Annotated in this window: 18 protein-coding genes; 11 read left to right on the forward strand and 7 right to left on the reverse strand. The window is 45.3% G+C overall.

Annotated features, from left to right (window positions below; genetic code table 11):
* Positions 1 to 19: 19 nt before the first annotated feature.
* Positions 20 to 1,288, reverse strand: coding sequence for a hypothetical protein (locus tag SWP_RS09325; RefSeq protein WP_020912205.1), 1,269 nt, complete (start codon positions 1,286 to 1,288; stop codon positions 20 to 22).
* Positions 1,289 to 1,601: 313 nt separating this feature from the next.
* Between SWP_RS09325 and SWP_RS09330 the strand changes: the two genes are divergently transcribed.
* On the forward strand, positions 1,602 to 3,893 hold the full coding sequence (locus SWP_RS09330) for a patatin-like phospholipase family protein (protein ID WP_020912206.1): 2,292 nt from the start codon (positions 1,602 to 1,604) through the stop codon (positions 3,891 to 3,893).
* A 115-nt stretch (positions 3,894 to 4,008) separates the two neighbouring features.
* Here the strand turns inward: SWP_RS09330 and SWP_RS09335 are convergent, their stop codons facing one another.
* A complete protein-coding gene (locus tag SWP_RS09335) occupies positions 4,009 to 4,878 on the reverse strand; it encodes a LysR family transcriptional regulator (RefSeq protein ID WP_020912207.1) in 870 nt (289 codons plus the stop codon).
* Positions 4,879 to 5,152: 274 nt separating this feature from the next.
* On the opposite strand from SWP_RS09335, the gene SWP_RS09340 reads away from it, so the two are divergent.
* From SWP_RS09340 to SWP_RS09385, 10 genes are all read left to right on the forward strand, one after another.
* Positions 5,153 to 5,419: a DksA/TraR family C4-type zinc finger protein gene (locus SWP_RS09340; RefSeq protein ID WP_020912208.1), complete on the forward strand. Its 267-nt coding sequence runs from the start codon at positions 5,153 to 5,155 to the stop codon at positions 5,417 to 5,419.
* A gap of 210 nt (positions 5,420 to 5,629) precedes the next feature.
* Positions 5,630 to 6,760: an S-(hydroxymethyl)glutathione dehydrogenase/class III alcohol dehydrogenase gene (locus SWP_RS09345; protein ID WP_020912209.1), complete on the forward strand. Its 1,131-nt coding sequence runs from the start codon at positions 5,630 to 5,632 to the stop codon at positions 6,758 to 6,760.
* 92 nt (positions 6,761 to 6,852) lie between these two features.
* A complete protein-coding gene (gene fghA / locus SWP_RS09350) occupies positions 6,853 to 7,692 on the forward strand; it encodes an S-formylglutathione hydrolase (RefSeq protein ID WP_020912210.1) in 840 nt (279 codons plus the stop codon).
* Positions 7,693 to 8,005: 313 nt separating this feature from the next.
* The gene (locus SWP_RS09355) at positions 8,006 to 8,917 is read left to right on the forward strand and encodes an AraC family transcriptional regulator (protein WP_020912212.1); all 912 of its coding nucleotides are present in this window, start codon (positions 8,006 to 8,008) and stop codon (positions 8,915 to 8,917) included.
* Between the two features lie 325 nt (positions 8,918 to 9,242).
* Positions 9,243 to 11,288 (forward strand): TonB-dependent siderophore receptor, encoded by a 2,046-nt coding sequence (locus tag SWP_RS09360; protein ID WP_020912213.1) that lies wholly within the window; start codon positions 9,243 to 9,245, stop codon positions 11,286 to 11,288.
* Between the two features lie 69 nt (positions 11,289 to 11,357).
* Positions 11,358 to 12,095 carry a siderophore ferric iron reductase gene (locus SWP_RS09365; RefSeq protein ID WP_020912214.1) on the forward strand — a complete coding sequence of 246 codons (738 nt, stop codon included), beginning with the start codon at positions 11,358 to 11,360 and terminating at the stop codon, positions 12,093 to 12,095.
* Positions 12,083 to 12,850 (forward strand): ABC transporter ATP-binding protein, encoded by a 768-nt coding sequence (locus SWP_RS09370; protein WP_020912215.1) that lies wholly within the window; start codon positions 12,083 to 12,085, stop codon positions 12,848 to 12,850. The genes SWP_RS09365 and SWP_RS09370 overlap by 13 nt, the downstream gene beginning before the upstream one ends.
* Positions 12,844 to 13,797 carry an iron-siderophore ABC transporter substrate-binding protein gene (locus SWP_RS09375; RefSeq protein ID WP_020912216.1) on the forward strand — a complete coding sequence of 318 codons (954 nt, stop codon included), beginning with the start codon at positions 12,844 to 12,846 and terminating at the stop codon, positions 13,795 to 13,797. The genes SWP_RS09370 and SWP_RS09375 overlap by 7 nt, the downstream gene beginning before the upstream one ends.
* Positions 13,797 to 15,803: a Fe(3+)-hydroxamate ABC transporter permease FhuB gene (gene fhuB / locus SWP_RS09380; protein ID WP_020912217.1), complete on the forward strand. Its 2,007-nt coding sequence runs from the start codon at positions 13,797 to 13,799 to the stop codon at positions 15,801 to 15,803. The genes SWP_RS09375 and fhuB overlap by 1 nt, the downstream gene beginning before the upstream one ends.
* Positions 15,804 to 15,877: 74 nt before the next feature.
* Positions 15,878 to 16,327: a DUF6491 family protein gene (locus SWP_RS09385; protein WP_020912218.1), complete on the forward strand. Its 450-nt coding sequence runs from the start codon at positions 15,878 to 15,880 to the stop codon at positions 16,325 to 16,327.
* Positions 16,328 to 16,402: 75 nt separating this feature from the next.
* Here SWP_RS09385 and SWP_RS09390 read toward each other — a convergent pair whose 3' ends face one another.
* From SWP_RS09390 to dgcN, 5 genes are all read right to left on the reverse strand, one after another.
* The gene (locus SWP_RS09390; RefSeq protein WP_020912219.1) at positions 16,403 to 17,029 is read right to left on the reverse strand and encodes a hypothetical protein; all 627 of its coding nucleotides are present in this window, start codon (positions 17,027 to 17,029) and stop codon (positions 16,403 to 16,405) included.
* A gap of 69 nt (positions 17,030 to 17,098) precedes the next feature.
* The gene (locus tag SWP_RS09395) at positions 17,099 to 17,806 is read right to left on the reverse strand and encodes a HupE/UreJ family protein (protein ID WP_020912221.1); all 708 of its coding nucleotides are present in this window, start codon (positions 17,804 to 17,806) and stop codon (positions 17,099 to 17,101) included.
* A 109-nt stretch (positions 17,807 to 17,915) separates the two neighbouring features.
* Positions 17,916 to 18,254, reverse strand: coding sequence for a hypothetical protein (locus tag SWP_RS09400; RefSeq protein ID WP_228371125.1), 339 nt, complete (start codon positions 18,252 to 18,254; stop codon positions 17,916 to 17,918).
* 288 nt (positions 18,255 to 18,542) lie between these two features.
* Entirely contained in the window at positions 18,543 to 19,574 is a 1,032-nt protein-coding gene (dgcA, locus tag SWP_RS09405) for an N-acetyl-D-Glu racemase DgcA (RefSeq protein WP_044555808.1), read from the reverse strand.
* Positions 19,571 to 20,569: an N-acetyltransferase DgcN gene (gene dgcN / locus SWP_RS09410; RefSeq protein WP_020912224.1), complete on the reverse strand. Its 999-nt coding sequence runs from the start codon at positions 20,567 to 20,569 to the stop codon at positions 19,571 to 19,573. Before dgcN ends, dgcA begins: the two co-directional genes overlap by 4 nt.
* Positions 20,570 to 20,650 lie beyond the last annotated feature (81 nt).

A 20,650-nucleotide genomic window follows, 5' to 3' on the forward strand; every position in this document is an offset into this window, starting at 1 on the left:
TTCCGTTCTTTAAGCAGCTTTAAAAATAGTAACCAAAGTTAATATTGAAACGTTTATTAGTATCACCATCACCGACCATAGTACCGCCAATAAATGGCTGGTTCTCGGCAACCACAAAGTCAAAATAGGTATAGAGACCACCGGCAGTGAGGGCCATACCTGTAACGTTCATAAAGGTATCTTCCATAGCTGCAGGCTTGTCGGTAACCAATGAGTAGTCGTTATAGAAAGTAAGGTTTGAGATTGGGCCAATATTAACCGGAAGACTATAAGCTAAGTTAGCAACGTAAGTAGTCGCTTCAGCGGGAATAGAATCATAAAAGTGATAAGCCGCTACTACAACACGGTCTACATCCATGCCGTCTACGTCATACTTATAGTCAGTCATTTGCAGTTTAACATTCCAGCGATCGTAGTTAATTACGCCGTGGATTGCGGCAGCAACGTTGTCACCATCGGTGCCGTTTTCAATTTCAAGCTGACCAGCTTGTATTGATGCGCCTAGCTCAAGAGCAACCTCATTAAAGATAAAGTTATGGGCATAACGAACATTGAAAGTGTTTAATTCACCTGCCGCGTAGCCGTCGCTTGGTGCTGCATAAGCGTCTTCACCATCTAAGCGAATACCCACCACATCATATGCGTAACGGTCTGTTCGGTCAGAGACATAGCCGTCTAGTCCGCCTTGTTCGTCATTTTTGTAGAAGGCGAAATCAAATCGGTTTTTATCACCGCTATAGGTGTAGTTAAGACCCATATCGTAATCATCTTCTAGGCCTAAATAAAAGTTAGAGCTAAAAAAGTAGTTGTTTGATGCATAGGTCAAAATACCGAAAGGGACCTGAGTGACACCTAATTTGCCTTGTTGTTCTTCAGTAAAGTTATAACCGATCCACGCGTGCTGAATCACGTTCATGTATTCGAACCAGCGATACTGAGCCGAATAAATCAGATCTCCATAATTACCAGAAACGTCAATGCGGAATAGATCGAAATCAAAGTCACCACCGCGATCGGCATTGTCATCATCAAAGTCTTCATAGGAGTAGTTGACGCGAACAGCGCCGCCAAACTTAACAGCATTGTCTTTCTTTTCCACCACCTCTTCGATGACTTCAACTTCTACTTGTTCGATTTGTTGAGGCTTTTCGGCTGCCTTTTGCTGCTGAGCTTCTAGTTGCTCAATGCGTGCTTTGAGCGCTTTTAGCTCCTCTTCGACAGGGCTAGCGTTAGCATTAGCCGCTAATGCTAGGGCGATACAAGAAGCTGCAAGTGTGTAACGAGTCATCATTTATCCTATAGGAGGGAGGTAACAGAAGTGTAGTGCATGTTAACAGAAGCGTGGTCTTGCTGGTGATTTGTTCTAATTGTTAGCTGGCTGGTGGTTGAATAGTGTGATCTATGTCGCCTTTTGGTTGCCGGATAGGATGCGAACAAATTCAGTTGGGCATTCATCTGCTTACAGTAAGGTCGAACAGTGGGATTGCTTGCTTACTCAATATTGTCTGTTCATTTGAGACAATAAAACTCACGCTGGGCACTTAATGAGCCAATCATTTCCCCCTTAAAATAGTCACATCAAAATTAACTTGAGTGTGGTTGTGAGCAATTTCCCAATAAGAGTAACCGCTTTACTGGTCGCCGCGACTCTTGTAAGCCCTACAGTATCTGCCAATGACATTGAGCAAAGTATTAAGGTTGATGATCTTGATCCAACAGCTAAACGAAGAAAAATTGGTTTGGCTCTCAGCGGTGGCGGTGCCAAAGGGGCTGCTCATGTTGGAGTTTTGCGCTATTTAGAAGCTAATAATATTGCCATTGATTACATTACAGGAACCAGTATTGGTGCCTATGTAGGTGGTTTGTATGCGCTCGGCTACAACGCCGATGAAATTGAAGCGATTATGCTAGAGCTTGATTGGAGTAGTGGCTTTGATGACAGCGTTCCGAGAATGGCACTGGATTTTCATGACAAACAAGATTTCGACCGCTTTAATCTCCCCTTTGACTTTGGGTCACTCGATGGTGAATTGCTGATGCCTAAAGGTGTTTTGCGTGGCCAAACTATGGCTAACCTCTATATCCGTTCTGCAGGTATGGTGCCGCGAATCGCTTCATTTGACGATTTGGCGATTCCCTTTAAAGCAATTAGTACAGACATTGCCACCGGCCGAGCCGTTGTGCTCGAATCTGGTAATTTATTGGCGGCAATGCAAGCTTCAGCATCTGTGCCTGGTATTTTACAGCCGCTTGATATCAATGGTCGGTATCTTGTTGATGGTGGAATGGTGAGTAATATGCCCGTCGATACAGTGCGAGCTATGGGGGCTGATATTGTCATTGCTGTCGATATTGGCGCTGAGCTGGCGCCTAAAGAAGACCTACAAGATAGCTTCGCTATTTTATCGCAACTTTCAACGATGATGACTCGGGCTAATGCCGTTGAACAGATTGAAAATCTACAGCCGCAAGATATTCTTATACGTCCGGATATTAGTCAACTAGACACTACCGACTTTGCGAGTATGCCGTTAGGGTTCGAAAAAGGAGAATTGGCAGCGTCTGTGCAAGTAGAGCAACTGACAGCGCTTGCGGCTTCAACTGATGATTTTGCTCACTACCAAGCGCGGCGACAGCAATACAAGCAATCGCTGCAGGCTTTCCAGCAGCGTCCTGTCGATAAGGTTGTGGTGGTTAGTAATAGCTATGAACCAATTGAGAAGATTTCAGCAGCTCTGGGTATCAGTAAAGGTGACACCGTTGACCGCGAAGAGATAGTCGTTGCGATTGACCGTGTGTATGCTCTGAATAGTTTTGAGCGGGTAGAAGCTGAAGTTACTGAAGATGAAGCACAACAAAAAATACTAACAGTTAACGCCAAAGAAAAGAGTTGGGGGCCGAACTTCTTTGATATTGGCTTTTCGTTAGAAGAAGACTTCAGTGAGATCTCTGATATTAAGCTGGATCTTGCCTATACCCTCAATAATGTAGCCGATACTCAGGGGCGACTTAGGTTTGAGCTATCTTCAGGTCTTGAGAAGGTACTCGGTGCAGAGTTTCTGTTGCCGTTGGACTCGTTAGATAAATATTACTGGAAGAGTCGCTATCGTTTTAAGCAAGAGCAACAGCTTTACTTTTGGGATAATGAACGCAGTTTAAAGACTCTGACTAAGTCTCATAAGATCAGTTCATCTATCGGGATAAATCTCAGTAATGACATGATTGTAGAGCTAGGGTTTGCTGCTGAGACCGGCAATATCGAAGGGCCAACCATCATAAGTCTAGATATCGATTATCAGAGTTATTCGAGCTTCATTATTGCCAGCTACGACAGTTTAGATAGCTATAGCTTCCCAAGTAAAGGCACTCAAATCTATTTCAAAGGGGCCTATAACGACGATAATCTCGACCAACTGACTTTGCCGATAGTGGGTGATGTCTTTGGTGACACTAAACAATTTAACTATGAGTTTTCCTTTAAGCATGCTCGCAGTATTGCACGCCATACATTGATCAATAAAGTTAAGGTAAGTGGCACTAACAGTGATGAAGTGAGCTTAATCCATATTCATAAATTGGGTGGTTTTTTAAATTTGTCGGGGTTACATAAAGATGCGCTTGTGGGATCTCAGCTGAGTTATGCTTCTTTGGTTTATCAATATCGCGTTAACTGGCAGGGTTTTGGTGGAATAAGCATACCGCTTTACATTGGTGCTTCTGCTGAGGCTGGCAATGTGTGGCAATACAAAGATCAGCGCGGGCTTGATGATTTGATCTATGCTGCTAGCATTTTTGTGGGTACCGAGACTGATTTTGGACCCGCTGTACTCGGTTTTGGTGTAAATGATCAGCAACATAAAACTGTGTACCTGACACTAGGTAAAACCTTTTAACGGTGGCTAAATCCGTTTATCCCCAAGAAACCAAAACAGCATGTATGATAACTCTCCACAATGAAAAGTGAGGGAGAGCGAGCGTATTCTTTGCGGTATCATACAGTCGGTGAAATTAAGCTAATTTCTCACCGAGGAAGTCGAGTAACATGCGTACTTTGGGTGATAGGTGACGATTATGAGGGTAGAGTGCCCAAATGCCTTCATCAGCCTGGCGGTTGTTTTCCAGTAGTGACATTAGCTCACCAGATTCAATAAACGAGTTAACGTAATAGTCTGGTAATTGGATAATGCCTAAGCCTTTTATTGCCGCATCCACTAATGCATGGCCACTATTACAACTTAAATTGCCTTTTACCCGTACATTTCTGGCTTTACCTTTCTCTTGAAAGCGCCAATAGTCCAAGGTGCCAATTAAGCAGTTGTGCTGCTCAAGTTCAGATAGTGTGTGTGGTAAACCATAGGTAGAAACATAGCTGGGGGAGGCACAAACATGTTGTGTACGAGAACCCAAGCGTTTCGCCATCATGCTTGAATCTTCTAACTGGCCTAAACGAATGGCCAGATCGTATCCTTCGTCAATGAGATCGACTTTAAGGTTGCTCAAGTTTATCTGTACTTCAAGCTCAGGATATTGAGTTATAAAATCATTAATGAGCGGCGCAATCATGCTCTCGCCGTAGGTGACGGGTGCGGTGATCTTTAGTAAGCCTCTCGGGGTGGTCTGTAAATTAGTAATCGCCCTCTCTGCTTCATCTAAGCCATCTAAGACTTGGCGGCAGTGCTGGTAATAAATTCGGCCAACTTCAGTGACTGACACTTTGCGCGTAGTACGATGAAATAACTTGGCTGCGAGACGAGTCTCGAGTGTACTTACTTGGCGACTGACCTGCGCTGTAGAGATACCTAAGCGCCCAGCGGCCTTAGTGAAGCTTTCGGTTTCTGCCACCGCAACAAACTCACTCACGCCTTCCCAGTTAAACATATACGCTCTCTACTATTGTCACTCTCTAATGACGTCAATTATTACCAACTCTGGCTGAAATGCAAAGTGATCTAGCCTATCCATGGCAAATTATTACTGTGTGGTAAAAGAAACTTTCACGTTAACTGGATTATCATTATCGATGGCCTGGGTATAATTCAATCAATCTAAGCAGCATGGCAATTCGGTCATGTTCTTCTAAACTTTAACTCTGCCGCGTTTGCCATGTTAAGTCTTAAGGGCCATGCATTACGTGCTGGATTGAGGAGTCGATATGGCTGGTGGTTGGGCACGCGATGGTGCGGTGCAAGATCAGATTGATAATAGCGTCGCCGATGGCGTTGCGCATATTCGAAGTGAATTATCCTTGGCTGCGAGCCTGTTTTTTTGCGAAGAGTGCGAAGCTCCGATCCCTGAAGCGCGTCGACAGGCAATCCAAGGTGTACGCTTTTGTGTGACTTGTCAAAGCGAGTTGGATGAGCAGCAAAAAAAAGTGAGTTTATTTAATCGAAGAGGCAGCAAAGATAGTCAGTTGCGCTAAAGCGGGCGCTTGGAGTGACATATCACGGCCCTAGCAAGGTTGTAGTAACAGTAGTGTAAGTATTAGCTCTATTATTACCAGACGGTAAAAGTTAATTGCATATTAGAGGGATTATCATTTTTGGGTGTCTCGCTATAATGCTCGCATATTCATGACGGCATTGAACTGAATAAGACCGTTTTCAACTCTATATTAAAGTAGGTATTACAGATGACAGCACAGACTATTAAATCTAAAGCAGCAGTGGCTTGGGCCGTAGGTGAACCACTGACGATGGAAGTGGTAGATGTTATGCCACCGCAAAAAGGTGAAGTTCGCGTCAAGATGATTGCGACAGGTGTTTGCCACACCGATGCGTTCACATTGTCTGGCGATGATCCAGAAGGGATCTTTCCATGTATCTTAGGTCACGAAGGTGGCGGTATTGTTGAGTCTATCGGTGAAGGTGTCACTAGCGTTCAAGTCGGTGACCATGTCATCCCGCTTTACACTCCAGAGTGTGGCGAATGTAAATTCTGTAAGTCTGGCAAAACTAACCTTTGCCAGAAGATCCGTGAAACTCAAGGTAAAGGCTTAATGCCGGATGGTACGACGCGATTCTCTAAAGATGGGGTTGATATCTTCCATTACATGGGGACTTCAACATTCTCTGAATACACGGTATTACCTGAGATTTCGCTCGCTAAAGTTAATCCAGAAGCACCGCTAGAAGAGGTTTGCTTATTAGGTTGTGGTGTCACAACTGGTATGGGCGCAGTAATGAACACCGCCAAGGTTGAAGAGGGCGCGACAGTTGCTGTATTCGGTATGGGCGGTATTGGTCTGTCGGCAGTTATTGGCGCACAGATGGCTAAAGCATCACGCATTATTGCTATCGATATTAATGAAAGTAAGTTTGAGCTTGCACGTCAGTTAGGTGCGACAGATTGCATCAATCCAAAAGACTACGACAAGCCAATTCAAGACGTGATTGTTGAGCTTACTGACGGCGGCGTAGATTACTCATTCGAATGTATCGGCAACGTGCATGTTATGCGTAGTGCACTTGAATGCTGTCACAAAGGTTGGGGCGAGTCAGTGGTAATCGGTGTTGCCGGTGCAGGTCAAGAGATCTCAACCCGACCATTCCAGTTAGTGACTGGTCGTGTATGGAAAGGCAGTGCATTTGGTGGTGTTAAGGGACGTTCTGAGCTACCTGAATATGTAGAGCGTTACATGGCGGGTGAGTTTAAGCTAAACGACTTTATTACTCACACCATGGGTCTTGATCAAGTCAATGAAGCCTTTGACTTGATGCATGAAGGTAAGAGTATTCGTACTGTTATCCATTTCGATAAGTAACTATTTGCACTCGCTAACAAGCGCCTGCGGGCGCCTGTTTTTGTGCACTAGTCGACAGGCTAATTTGTAACCCTTTAAGGAACCGGTAATTAATGACAATTGAAAATATCAGTGTAAATAAGAGTTTTGGTGGCTGGCACAAGCAGTATACTCACCAATCAGAGTCGCTAAACTGTGCCATGCGATTCGCTATTTATTTACCGCCTCAGGCATCAAATGGTCAAAAAGTGCCGGTGCTTTATTGGTTGTCAGGCCTAACCTGTACTGACGAGAACTTTATGCAAAAAGCTGGCGTGCAAGCCATTGCCGCTGAATTGGGCATAGCGATTGTTGCGCCTGATACCAGCCCTCGTGGCGAAGATGTGGCTGATGATGATGGTTACGATTTAGGTCAAGGTGCAGGTTTTTATGTGAATGCAACCCAAGCACCTTGGAGTCGCCATTATCAAATGTATGACTACGTGGTTAATGAGCTGCCTAGACTGATTGAATCTATGTTCCCTGTGAGTGACAAGCGCTCTATTGCTGGTCATTCCATGGGCGGGCATGGAGCGTTGGTTATCGCTATGCGTAATGCCGCTTCTTACCAGTCGGTATCAGCTTTTAGTCCAATCAGTAATCCGGTTAATTGCCCTTGGGGTAAGAAAGCACTGACGGCGTATCTTGGCCGCGATACCAATAATTGGGCTGAATACGATGCTAGTTTATTAATGCGTAAAGCAACAGAATTTGTGCCTGCATTGGTTGATCAAGGCGAAGGCGATAACTTTTTAGTTGAGCAACTAAAGCCTGAGATGCTACAAGCTGCGGCTAAAGCGAGTGGTTATCCATTAACGCTAAATATGCATGATGGATATGATCATAGTTACTACTTCATCGCCAGTTTTATTGAGCAGCATATGCGTTTTCACGCATCGCATTTACGCGACTAGTTCTACCTTGTTATATTATAAGAATGCCGCTTTATCGCGGCATTTTTTATGGGCAACAATTGAAAGTGATGAGCGCTAGGCTCAGAGGCCTTAGAAATGCAATTGGTACTAGTACTAGAGATGAAAAGAATGCATCTTAGCCTGCGAAATATACGCTGTGGCAGGTTTAGCTATTGTGGTTGTGACATGAGTGCCTGTACTGATTTACCTAGGTAAATGTTCACGCTAAGATTTATATCAGTGCTAAGACTATGTTAAGTTGTAACTGAGCTTACTTCATTGATATCTAAATAACTCGCTTGGGGGCTGAATTATGGCAATACGTTCATCTTTCTCTCGCATTGAGCGGGTATTGAACTTTATCCACACACATTTAGATCAACCTCTTTCGCTGGAAGATATAGCGGAACATAGTCAATGTTCACGGTGGCAACTACAGCGGATATTTCAGCAACAAACCGGCTTAAATGTGGCGCAATATGTGCGGGAGCTTAAGCTTAGTATTGCGGCTGACAAAGTACTCTCTGGTCAATCACGCATGCTAGATATCGCTTATGAACTGGGGTTTAACTCAGAAGTTAGCTTTAGTCGTTCTTTTAAGCAGCTATTTGGTGTGAGTCCGAGAGAGTATCAGCGCAGAGGCATACGTGTCGGCCTTAGAAACCCCATAGCGATACGGCCAGAGTTTACCGCCAACAAAAAAATAGATACTACCTTCTTACAGACTCATATTGAACATCGTCAGGCGTTTACTGTGTATGGTCTATCCTCTCCGATAAAGGGTGTGTTATCTGACGCCCCAGATTTCTCCTCAATAGTGCCAGATACTTGGTTGCGTTTATTCGACATTATTGATGGGGTGTTGCCATTGGCCGGCAATATGCTGGGAGTGGTTGATACACTCTCACTCAAAACTGAACAACAGAGTATTCGCTATTGGGCTGGATTAGAGCTTGACGCTGAGCAGCGACAATCTTTGCAAACGTTATTGACGGAAGAGAAGCTTTGCTCACTGACGATACCTTCACAAGAGTATGCAGTTGTTGCATACAGCGGCACAGTCAACGAATTTTCTCAGTTAGTGGAATGGCTTATTTGTGATTGGCTGCCGGAATCAGGCTTTGTGAGCCTCGATGGTTACGAACTCGAAAGCTACGGTAAGATCACCTCAACCATTACCGACCTTAAACATATGGAGTACTGGTTACCGATAAAAGCTAAGTGACAGAGTTCGTAAAATCTAAATAGTGACAGCTTTCGCATAAACTAAATTTCCTGTTTATTTCTTCCTCTTTTGCACCAAATTGTTAAATATCGCGCCAAAAAAGACTATACCATCGCGTTTGATAATCATTCTCATTAGTATTCCATAGTTCAAAGTCGAACATGTTTGGGATCACATTAGGGTATATAGAGGACAGTATGGTCTCAGTTCAGGGTAATAAGGCTTTTCACTTAACAGTAGTTGCTACCGCTATAGCGCATCGTTATTTTGTTCATCGCAAGTTCTTGCCGCGGATGCAGAGGAGTTAACGGTTGAAATTCCGCCGATGGAGACCATCACTGTATTAGGGCAAGCCTATCGTAATACGGCGACTAAAACCTCTCTGACGCCGATGGAAACACCTCAAGGTGTAACCGTTATTGACAGCGAACTGCTAAGCGAGCGCGGGGTTAAATCACTTAACCAAGCATTGCGCTATGTACCAGGTGTGACGACTGAACAAAAAGGTGGCGCGGTCACCATGTATGACACCTTTAATATTCGTGGCTTCGACGTTAACCAAAGCTACTATGATGGCTTGGTACTACAGTACTTAAACGGTTGGAACTTGCAGCCGCAAATTGACCCAATCGCATTAGAGCAGGTCGAAGTCTTTAAAGGGCCGACCTCTGTACTTTACGGCTCAATGCCGCCAGGTGGCATGGTCAATATGATTGCCAAAACACCACAAGCAACCGACAGCACAGAAGTCAATTTTGCCACTGGTACAAATAATTTAGTAGAAGCGTCAATTGATACTACTGGGCAGATTGGTGATAGCGATTTTTCCTACCGCATTATTGCATTGGCACGCAGTAAAGATGGTCAAGTTGATCATACCGAAGAAGAGCGTTTTGTGTTTGCACCGTCATTAGATTGGAATGTCTCTGACAGCACTTACATCAACTTTAACCTTTACTACCAAAATGATCCTGCGATGGGGATGAACTCATCTTTACCCTCTTCAGGTATGATTTCAGATAACCCTGCTGGCAGCACTAGCCCGTCAACCTTCGCGGGCGACAAAAACTGGTCGACGTTCGAGCGTGAGTTCCTGCTAGCGGGCTATAAAGTTAATCATGATTTCAATGATACTTGGTCGTTCCTACAGAACTTCCGCTATATGGATGCCAAGCTCTATCAAGAAAACACTTACCATTTAGAGTCGGGTTTTGACCCTGTAACAGGATCGCTTGATAGAAATATCTATAGCACCGATGAAACCTCAACGGGTTACACCATAGATAACCAACTGTCTGGTTCATTCAGTACCGGAAAAGTTGAGCACAACGTGTTGTTCGGTCTTGATTATCAAAAGCTTGATGGTGTTTCCGCTTATTCTGAATTTGGCACCACCAGTCAGTTTGGTGATTTTAATATCTTTAACCCAAACAACGACATGATTGAGCGTGATGCGCTGAACTCGACTTACGATGCCCGAGATAATGTGCAAGTGGAGCAACTCGGCCTCTACTTCCAAGATCAAATGCGTATCGACAATTTGATTATCATTGCTGGTGGCCGATTCGATGATTACAGCTCATCAAGTGAATACTCTGACTCCTATGGCGACACCAATAATGCCGCTGATCATGACAACTTCTCTTACCGTGTCGGCGCCATGTACGAGTTCGAGAGTGGTTTCTCTCCATTTGCCAGCTATGCCACCAGTTTCGAGCCAGTAGCGGGAACTAAAAAAGATGGTTCGACCTACAAACCTGAACTCGCTGAACAGCTAGAGTTTGGGGTTAAATACAGCTCTGATGATCAAAGCAAGACCATGGCGGTTTCGCTATTTAATATAGTGAAAAGTGATGCGCTAATGGCGGATCCAAATGACCCTTGGGGCGATAAACTGCAGATTGGTGAAATTGAATCGCGCGGTGCTGAATTTGAAAGTCACTGGTACATGACAGATAACTTTGATGTGGCGCTTAACTACACTTACATCGATATGGAGATCACCAGAGATAGCGGCAATGGTTTACAAGGCAAGAGTCCTATCTATGTGCCAAAACATGCGGCATCGCTTTGGTCTAACTACTTTATTGAAGATGGTGCGTTAGCGGGGATGCGTATTGGTGGGGGGGTACGTTACGTAGGCGAAATGCAGATAGATGCCATGAATACTGACACCGTTGAGGCATACACATTGGTTGATCTGTCGCTAGGTTATGACTTGAGCGAACTCAGTGGCAGCCTACTTGGCGCCAGCGTTAACTTGGTGGCAAACAACCTCTTTAATGAAGAGTACTATACCTGCTATGACACAGTGAATTGTTGGTATGGCGCGGAGCGTAATATCGAGCTTAACTTCAAGTATAACTTCTAGTTGTTGGTATCAGCGAGAGATCTCAATCAATGAGATCTCTTCATTGTATTTGTTAAGGTTAATCTATTAATGAGTCAGGCTGTTTTTAAGCAAATCTATCAAGAGTGCCAGCAGATCTCCCCTTATCTAAAAGGGGAGTTTGTCGACGAAGGCTCTGATCCCACTCAGGAGTTAATTTCAGCTAATCAATCCAATATCACTGTTATTAAGTCTCTACATAGTAGTTTGATGCAGCAGTCACCTGAAGCTGGTAGAAGTTATTGGCTAACTCGAAGCTGGGATCTGCTCACTTGGCAGCCGCTCTATCTAACGCTTACCGCTATCTATCAACTGCGTATTTTGCCGGATCTGAATAATATGCAGCAGCACCACGACAATGGTTTAGTCGCTGGTTTTCGCTTTAACTGCACCGATTGTGCAAGCGGTGATTATGAATGCTTGATCAAACAAGCGGGAAAGCAGCTGTCACAACTGTTTGAACATTACCGTAAGGAGTTGGATCAAAGGGTGCGTTGTCGTCCCCGCTTTACTGAGCACCTGATCGCCGATGCACTGTTTGCTAAGCTGTTACAGATGCAGCGCTCTAATCCAAAAATGAGTGATAATTTTATTCGCCGCCATGCTAAGTTGTGGCTAGAAGCACTCAATTTTTCAGATATACATATACAGTCATTATGTCTTTCCAAGCTGGACAACAAATTGTCATTGAATCGCACTAGTTGTTGCTGTGTTTACAAAACAACAGCTGGCACAAAGTGCGCGAATTGTCCGCGGCTTAAACAAAAGAGTAAATCATGTACCAATTGACGCAGGTCAAAGTCATTCGAGATCAACGCACCATTCTAGATATAGAGTCACTTAATATCGATCCACATGCTTTGACTGTGGTGCTGGGACATAACGGCTCAGGAAAATCCACTCTGGTTAATCTGCTGGCAAACCAATTCAACCCAGAAGAGGGCGAGGTGACGCTAGCTGGCCAACCCATTAAGTACTATAGCGCTAAAGAGCTGGCAAGAACCGTGGCTTATTTACCGCAAAAGCTGCCAGAGGTGGCAGGGCTTAATGTGGCAGAGTTAGTGCGTTTAGGCCGTTTCCCTTGGCGTGGTACGTTAGGCCGTTGGCGTAAAGAAGATGAGCAGATCATCGCGCAAGCGATGGAGGAAACTGGGGTCACGGCATTTAAAGATACGCTGGCCGATCAACTCTCAGGTGGTGAAAGGCAGCGCACTTGGGTGGCGATGTTGCTTGCTCAGCAAGCTGAGTTATTAATATTGGATGAACCCACCTCTGCACTCGATATTCATCATCAATATCAGTTGATGGAACTGCTGAGTAACCTTAACAAGAGTACCGGTAAAGGGGTGATTGTGATTTTACATGATCTCAATCTTGCCCTGCGCTTTGCGACTCAAATCGTCGCGTTAAAAGCGGGAAAGGTTGCTTTTAGTGGCGATGCCGACCTGTTACTCGATGAGCAGCGCTTAACAGATTTATATGCCACGCCAGTGACCTTGATTGACCATCCACAGCAGAACCATAAGGTAGCTATTGTATGCTAAAGCGTGTCACCTTTGTGCTGCTGCTGTCGTTGCCAAGCATGGTCTTTGCTACGGGGACCGTCGTCGCTAAAACGGTAATAGACAGTCGGGGAGAACAACAGTTAACTGCAACACCAAAGCGAGTCGCGACACTTAATTGGGATATTGCCGAACAGGTTTTAGCGCTTGGGGTGATCCCCGTCGCTATGCCTGATATCAGCGGTTATCGTGAGTGGGTCATGCAGCCAGAAGTACCAGATTCGGTATTGGATATTGGCAGCCGGGTAGAGCCTAATCTGCAGCGTTTAGCATCGCTTAAACCCGATGTCATTATTATCGCTTCACCGCAACTGGACCTATTGCCTCGACTCGAAAAAATCGCACCAGTTTTGTTTTATCACACCTACAGCGAGCATCATGATAATAGTCAGGCTGCAATTGACAACTTTAAGTTAATTGCGCAGACGCTTGGTAAAGAAGCTCAGGCAGAGCTGAGATTGGTTAAGATGCAGCAAAATATTGCACAGATGCGAACCAATTTGTTGGCAGCATACCTAGGACAGTTGCCCAAAGTGACCACTTTTCGTTTTGCGAGTGTCACCTCAATCTATCAGTTTGGTGATAACTCTACTGCGCAATATGCCTTGTCTTTATTAGGTATTGAGCCAGCGATTGAGCAGGCACCTACACAATGGGGTGTTAAGCAAAAACGCCTCAAAGAGCTGCATAACATTGATGATGGTGTTGCACTCTATTTTGAGCCTTTTGCTCAAGAGTCACAGTTGAAGGGCAGTGTCATGTGGAACGCTATGCCCTTTGTTCGTCATCAAAAAATGAATAGCGTTAAGCCTGCTTGGAATTATGGCGGCGCGGTGTCGATTGAATACATGGCGCAAGCGTTGACCGAAAGTTTGCTCGAAATCGCCCCTGATAAACCGATTAATCCAGCCAGAGAGTCATCTCAGTAATGCCTAGTAGTACCTTTATACGATACAGCCTCACCGTGCTTACTTTGCTAACGTTTGCCACTATTTCAGCGCAAATCGATACCCAAATGACTCTGTCGCAGCAGTGGTATTTGTTGGTAAATTTTGTCGATAGACAGGCATTAGCCACAAACTTTGAGGCGATTATGTTTACCGAATCACAACTGCCTCGCATAGTGATGGCTGTGATGGTAGGCGCAATGCTGGGTCTTGTTGGCAGCTTAATGCAGCAATTGACCCAAAACCCTTTGGTGTCACCGATGACACTGGGTACTGCATCTGGTGCGTGGTTGGCGTTAGTGCTGCTTAATGTGTTTTTCCCCTCGCTTGTGGGCCAATATGCGTCGGTGGCAGCGACCGTTGGCGCCATGTTAACACTGGCGTTAGTGATTCTGATCGCTGGGCTGCGGAATCTATCAGGTTTACCTGTGGTACTTGCGGGGATGGCGGTCAATATTCTATTAGGTGCTATCGCGACGGCGGTTATTTTACTCAACGATCAATACGCTAAAAACCTGTTTATATGGGGCGCGGGCGATCTGGCTCAAAACGGTTGGCAACAGGTGCAATGGTTGTTACCTAAATTGAGTGTCTCTGTGCTTATTTTACTGTTGGCTCCGCGAATACTGGCGTTACTCAGAATGGGGCAGGCCGGTGCTGCCGCTAGGGGCTTGAATATTATCCCCGCTATTTTAGCGCTGTTTACTTTGGGCATATGGCTGGTGGCAACCTCTATCACCGCTGTGGGGGTCATCAGTTTTATTGGCCTACTCGCGCCAAATATTGCACGGCAATTAGGTGCCCGCACTCCGCGTGATGAGCTTTGTTTTAGTATGTTGCTTGGCGCGGCTGTTCTCGTGATAACTGATGCCTTAGCGATTGCGATGAGCATACTAACCTTTGATTTAGTGCCCTCTGGCACTGCTGCCGCACTAATCGGTGCTCCTGCGCTTATTTGGTTTACGCGCCGTAAAATGGGGGCGCAAGATCAGGTATCTTTCTCATTACCTAAAAGCCGATTTCAGATGAATGCGCACACTTTACTAGGTATGTTGTTGAGCCTTTTTGCCATGATTGCTTTGGTTTTACTGTTTTCCAAATCGACAGTGAATGACGCGACGGTGTGGTTATGGACAATTCCAGATGCATTTTCCTGGCAGATCCAGTGGCCAAGAATTATGACTGCTGTTGCAGCTGGATCTGGGTTGGCTGTTGCTGGGGTGTTATTGCAGCGACTCATCTATAACCCGCTAGCGAGCCCCGATATTTTAGGGATCTCAGCAGGCGCAACGTGCGCGTTAGTAGCGGGTAGCATCTTTGTCGGGCTGAATATTTTTGATGCTGCGCCAGCTATCGCATTTTTGGGCAGTATGACTGTGCTCGGTTTATTGCTCTTGCTTGGTAAACGTCATCGCTATGCACCATCAATGCTGATCTTAACCGGTATCGCATTGACGGCTCTGATTGATGCGATGGTGCAATTTGCGTTGGCTCGTGGTGATGAAACCTCTTACACCATTTTGAGTTGGTTAGCAGGCTCAACCTATCGGGTATCGCCGAGCGCCGCAGTGGTGTTAATCATTAGTGTGTTAGGACTGATTGCCTTTGCACTTGCCACTTCGCGCTGGTTAACGTTAATCTCGACCGGACGTGAATTTTCCAAGGCGCGTGGATTAAATGTGCCTAGAGCCTTTATGTTGTTACTTTGCTGCGTAGCATTGCTATGTGGTGTGGTGACCGCCACTATGGGGCCAGTGGCATTTGTTGGTTTGCTAGCACCGCACATGGCGGTAATTCTAGGCGCTAAAAAAGTACAATTGCAGTTACCAGCTGCCGCAATAATTGGCGCGGGCTTAATGGTGCTATCGGATTGGATAGGACAAAATGTAGTCTATCCTTCGCAAGTTGCCGCTGGAACTGTGGTGTCAGTTGTCGGTGGGCTGTATTTTATCTTGCTATTGATACAGGGGCGACGAGCGACTACTTAGTTCAGTAATTAGTGATGTTTGCAAGAATTACTGTTTGCTGCTAGGTTTAAGTTCTTCATCATAAGGAGATAATCATGAAGATATGGAATATCGTTATGCTAGGCTTTGCACTTACTTTAGTTGGCTGTGCAGCAACAGAAAAGGCAAAGGAGCATGAAGCACTATATAATTTTCCCGAGTTAGAGCGAGTTAATTCAATTGATAACTTTCGAATGGATGGCTGGGAAGAGGTCGACAAATATACGGTAATCGTTAACTCTATACCGCGAGAAAGTTACTTATTGGTACTGAGTGGTGGCTTGAACAATTTGAATTTTACACAAGGGCTGTTGGTCACATCAACCTTAGGTAAAGTTGAGGTTGGCTTTGATACGGTATCAACTCCGCAGGACCCACTACTGAAAGCGCAGATAAAGCGAATCTATCGCTTGAAAGATAAAACCGAAAAAGAAGCGATAGAGCAGAAGATTCTCACGTTCGCTAAAGTTGAAGATAAAGAGACTGACAACAAGTCTATCCAATAACACGCTTTGACTTATGACAATATAAGCCCGCAACGTGGTCAATCGTAGCGGGCTTTTTATTGCTCAAAATTCTGGTTAGCCTTTAATTAGATAGGCACCTTTGGTTGAGAGTGTCACTGTAATCGGCTCGTCGGTTTTATTCTTCCAGTACCAACCGTGAGATCCCGCAAATGGTGTGGTTAATGTGCCCTTCACTTGATCGGATGTGGTGATAGTAAAACTTTCATAAAAGCCTGTTTTGTCACCTTGAGGCTCACCGTGAAAATCAAAATACAGCGGTTGGCCGTCGGTGCGCCATTCATACTCTAGGTGCTCTCCCTCATTGAGTAGCAGTTTGTACTCCAGCCCTTTACCTGCAGCGATCACTATCTCAACAGTGTCTTGGCGTAGCCCCTCAACCTTGGCTCTAAGGTCTTTAATCTCAGCAACAGCAGGCGCTTGAGCTATGATGATAGCATCGGTAGTTGCCATGATATTTGTCATCGGTTTGTCACTGGGGAGGCTGGCTTCTGCCGCCGTCGCTATTTTGGTTAAGCCGAGTGACTTGCCAAGACCTGTAGGGTCTATGTTGTACTCTGCGGGTAAAATTGCAGTGACTAGCACCACCGCGGCAATAACGGTAGCGGCAATGCTCGCTTTTAGCAAAGTGATATTGGAGTGAACTGGGATATCTATGGTGTTGCTCTCTGGTTGGTTTTTCATTGTTGTTCCTAAAATTATTTATCTCGCGAATCGCATGAAGCTAAGTGGCTATGATGGTCTATGACTGAGCTAACTAAGGAAATAGCCGCTAAGCTGGTAGCCCACTAGCATCAAGCCGCCACTCATCAGTAAGGTGTTTGCTGCGGTCGAAAACTGCAGGAAGCTTTTATGTCTACGCCAGAAACTCATTAAGATAAGCACCATACCTAACGCTAAGAATTGACCAATTTCGACGCCGACATTAAAGGCGATAATATTGGCCATGAGTCCCTCTTGGGGTAGGTCAAACTCTTGGATCTTGGTGGCTAAACCGAAGCCGTGAAACAAGCCAAAGATCATCACTGCCGCCTTGGTGTTGGGCTGGTGGCCGAAGATACGTTGAAAGCCACCTAAGTTATCAAAGCCTTTATAGACAATTGAAAAACCGATAATTGCATCAATAATATAGGGGTTCACTTGGATGTCATTGAAGACGCCGTATAGCAAGGTAATGCTGTGACCTATGGTAAACAAGCTGACATATAGCAACACATCTTTGGTGCGATAGAGAAAGAAAATCACCCCTACTAAAAACAGTAGATGGTCATAGCCGGTGACCATGTGCTTAGCGCCGATATAGATAAAGGGCAGAATTGATACCCCTTGGTTTGCGGCTAAAAATTGCTTGGTGCTCTCATCGACACCGTGGGCAAATAGAGAGAAAGAGGCAAAAAAACCCAAAAAAATCACCAATAGCCGAAGGGTATTCGCCATTGGTTTAGCCAAAGTTTGGCTCATTACAGATACTCCAATTATTTATTATGCGCAGTCACTCAAGCCTGAATCGAACTGTGGCAGGTGTGCATTAATATTATTTGCGCGGACATGGCGCGCAAGGGAAAAACAATTAGTGGTATGGCGGTGGGTTGGGTGGTGCGTATCTGTGGTTTCTAAACGGTACGTCGTTATCGTCTATGGTATCTGCCAGATAAAACTCACTGCTGAAACGTGACTCTACAGGCGGATGCGATGGTGTGTGTGAATGATTGTTATGGTCATGTTCACCAGTTTCGGTCATTAAAGCTGTAGAGCTTTCGACAAGATCGACAATAGATTCGGTGGCATTAAAAGACGTTGGCATTGGAGCATCATGAGAGTGGGCTGATTCATGACTATGGTGGTGACTTACGCTGCTCCCCATTGGATGTTTACCATTAGGGTATTGCACCGAATAGGCTGAGCTCATTACAAAAAACTGGCACAGCAACAGCATTAGCATGATCGCTAACGTTTTTTTTGACTGCTGGGGAGGCGTATTGAGTCGCCTTGCCTGGTTTTTTGTTTTATTGATGGTTGTTATCTTCAATTATCAGTAACGACAATGATTAAATCAGATCGGTGTTTGAGTGGCAAGACTTACAGAGCGTTGTTACCAGCTCGCGACTAACAGAAAGATAAGCTGTTGTGCCCAATTAAGCGTGGCACAACAGTGTCTATAAACAGGACTTAGACGCTAGGGGATGACGTGTAAGTGTTAAGACGTAAATAACCTTGCTAGCTCAACATTAGTTTGATTGTTTTCACCGCCCCAAAAAGCACTTGAGTGAGGTTGCATTTGGCCATCAGCAAAGGTAAAGCCGTTATCTCTATCTTTAGCAATGAGCAGTGGTCCATCAAGATCGACAAAAGAGGATGCGCCAGAGAGAAGGTAGGCGGGGGCCATCGCCAACGATGTGCCGACCATACAACCTGTCATAATGATAAAACCTTGTTCAGTCGCAGCTTGCATTAGTTTTACCGCTTCAGTTAAACCACCGGCTTTATCCAGTTTGATATTTATTGCTTGGTACTTTCCTTTTAATTTGGCTAGATCAGCACTGACATGACAGGATTCATCGGCGCAAATCGGTATCGGTGAAGATAGAGTCGCTAAGTCGGTGTCGTTGTTGCTGGGTAACGGTTGCTCAATGAGTGCCACATTGAGCTTTGCGAGTGCAGGTAATACCTGGATTAAGGTTTCAAAACTCCAGGCTTCATTGGCATCGATAATGAATTGGCTTTGTGGCGCTGCAAGGTGGATCTGCTCCATTTTTTCGATGATGTCATGCTCATCTAGCTTAATTTTTATCAGTTGAGCGTTGCCAATCGTTCGGGCTTCAGCCGCCATGCGCTCTTTGGTGTCTATGCTAAGGGTCTGTGCGGTGATCACTGTTGATGCAGGTGTTAGCCCCAGTAAAGTCGCTACAGAGGCGTTAGCTTTTTTAGCGCGTAAATCCCAAAGCGCACAATCGACTAAGTTACGTGCCGCGCCAGCAGGCATCATCTGGTTTAATTGTTCGCCACTCGTTTGGCTCGACAGAAGCGGCATGATGCGCTCAATTTGCTGTGAAACCGAAGTGAGTGTTTCACCGTAACGAGCATAGGGAACGGATTCTCCCCACGCAACATGTTCACCATCTGAGAGCGCGAGTAGTAGCACGTTGGCCTGTGTCTTGGCGCCGCGAGAGATCCTAAACTCTTTCGCCAACGGCCATGATTGTTCAACTAATTGATAGGATAGCTTCATGATAAGCGCTCGATAATCATATCCACGCCGTGGCGCAGTGGGTCGACACAAGGCAGTTTAAACTCAGCTGTGATGCGTTCACAGATCAGCAAGGCTTCCTCTTCATCAACACTTGACGTGTTAATTGCTATGCCCGCAATGGAGCAGTCAGGGTTGGTAAGCTTAGCCGCCGCTAAGTTCATCGCAATGGTGTCGCTGATTGAAGGCGGTAAACAGTGGCTTAGGCCGCGCATCGAACTTCTACCTAAGGCATGACAAATGACCAGTGCGTCGGGTTGAGCGCCATGAAGTAAACCTAAACTAACACCAGCAAATGCAGGGTGTGACAGTGAACCTTGGCCTTCAATGATATCCCAGTGCAGAGGCTCATTTGCAGGGCTCAAGCTTTCACTGGCACCAGCGATGAAATCTGCAACGACGCAGTCAATTGCAACCCCGCTACCAGCAATTAAGATCCCGCATTGACCGGTAGCCCTGAAATCAACATCAAAACCATGCTGTTTCATCGCTTTTTCTAGGGCAAGGGAGGTATACATTTTACCCACTGAGCAGTCAGTACCAACGGTGAGTAACCGTTTTCCTGAGCGACTTACGCCATTAGCGGTTTTGAATTTTTGTTGAGGGTGACGTATATCGATAAGTTGCAGCCCTTTTGCTGCGGCTGCTTGCCTAATTTCAGCGATATCCGTCAATTTATCATGTAGGCCACTAACGATATTAAGCCCTGCATTGAGCGCTTCAATAATGTAGGGAACCCAACTGGGATCGATAGTGCCGCCACTGTTAGCAAATCCAAGAACAAAGGTCTTTGCCCCTTTTGCATGGGCATCTTGAATGCTCATGTCGGGCAAGTTTGTAGACACCTCGCAACCAGGAAGCCTAAGTTGACCAACACACAAATCAGGACGCCAATCGGCGACGCCTTGAGCCATTTTGATCGAGAGCTTATCGGTTGCATCGCCCAAGAAGAGTAGATACGGCGCTGTTATATTCATAGTAGCCTTAAGTGTGTTTTAGTACATAACTTAAAGCTAAGCGATCCTTGTTTGAGTTGAAAATACCAACAATTACCAGCA

Origin of the sequence: Shewanella piezotolerans WP3 (genome assembly GCF_000014885.1) — a bacterium.
Taxonomy (GTDB): Bacteria; Pseudomonadota; Gammaproteobacteria; order Enterobacterales; family Shewanellaceae; genus Shewanella; species Shewanella piezotolerans.

Coding starts and splice junctions, on each gene's coding strand:
- SWP_RS09390 (WP_020912219.1), bottom strand. CDS start 17,029: ATGAAAAACCAACCAGAGAGCAACACCATAGATATCCCAGTTCACTCC.
- SWP_RS09360 (WP_020912213.1), top strand. CDS start 9,243: ATGGAGACCATCACTGTATTAGGGCAAGCCTATCGTAATACGGCGACT.
- SWP_RS09375 (WP_020912216.1), top strand. CDS start 12,844: ATGCTAAAGCGTGTCACCTTTGTGCTGCTGCTGTCGTTGCCAAGCATG.
- dgcN (WP_020912224.1), bottom strand. CDS start 20,569: ATGAATATAACAGCGCCGTATCTACTCTTCTTGGGCGATGCAACCGAT.
- SWP_RS09400 (WP_228371125.1), bottom strand. CDS start 18,254: ATGAGCTCAGCCTATTCGGTGCAATACCCTAATGGTAAACATCCAATG.
- fghA (WP_020912210.1), top strand. CDS start 6,853: ATGACAATTGAAAATATCAGTGTAAATAAGAGTTTTGGTGGCTGGCAC.
- SWP_RS09325 (WP_020912205.1), bottom strand. CDS start 1,288: ATGACTCGTTACACACTTGCAGCTTCTTGTATCGCCCTAGCATTAGCG.
- SWP_RS09370 (WP_020912215.1), top strand. CDS start 12,083: ATGTACCAATTGACGCAGGTCAAAGTCATTCGAGATCAACGCACCATT.
- SWP_RS09385 (WP_020912218.1), top strand. CDS start 15,878: ATGAAGATATGGAATATCGTTATGCTAGGCTTTGCACTTACTTTAGTT.
- SWP_RS09365 (WP_020912214.1), top strand. CDS start 11,358: ATGAGTCAGGCTGTTTTTAAGCAAATCTATCAAGAGTGCCAGCAGATC.
- SWP_RS09345 (WP_020912209.1), top strand. CDS start 5,630: ATGACAGCACAGACTATTAAATCTAAAGCAGCAGTGGCTTGGGCCGTA.
- SWP_RS09395 (WP_020912221.1), bottom strand. CDS start 17,806: ATGAGCCAAACTTTGGCTAAACCAATGGCGAATACCCTTCGGCTATTG.
- SWP_RS09340 (WP_020912208.1), top strand. CDS start 5,153: ATGGCTGGTGGTTGGGCACGCGATGGTGCGGTGCAAGATCAGATTGAT.
- SWP_RS09335 (WP_020912207.1), bottom strand. CDS start 4,878: ATGTTTAACTGGGAAGGCGTGAGTGAGTTTGTTGCGGTGGCAGAAACC.
- fhuB (WP_020912217.1), top strand. CDS start 13,797: ATGCCTAGTAGTACCTTTATACGATACAGCCTCACCGTGCTTACTTTG.
- dgcA (WP_044555808.1), bottom strand. CDS start 19,574: ATGAAGCTATCCTATCAATTAGTTGAACAATCATGGCCGTTGGCGAAA.
- SWP_RS09355 (WP_020912212.1), top strand. CDS start 8,006: ATGGCAATACGTTCATCTTTCTCTCGCATTGAGCGGGTATTGAACTTT.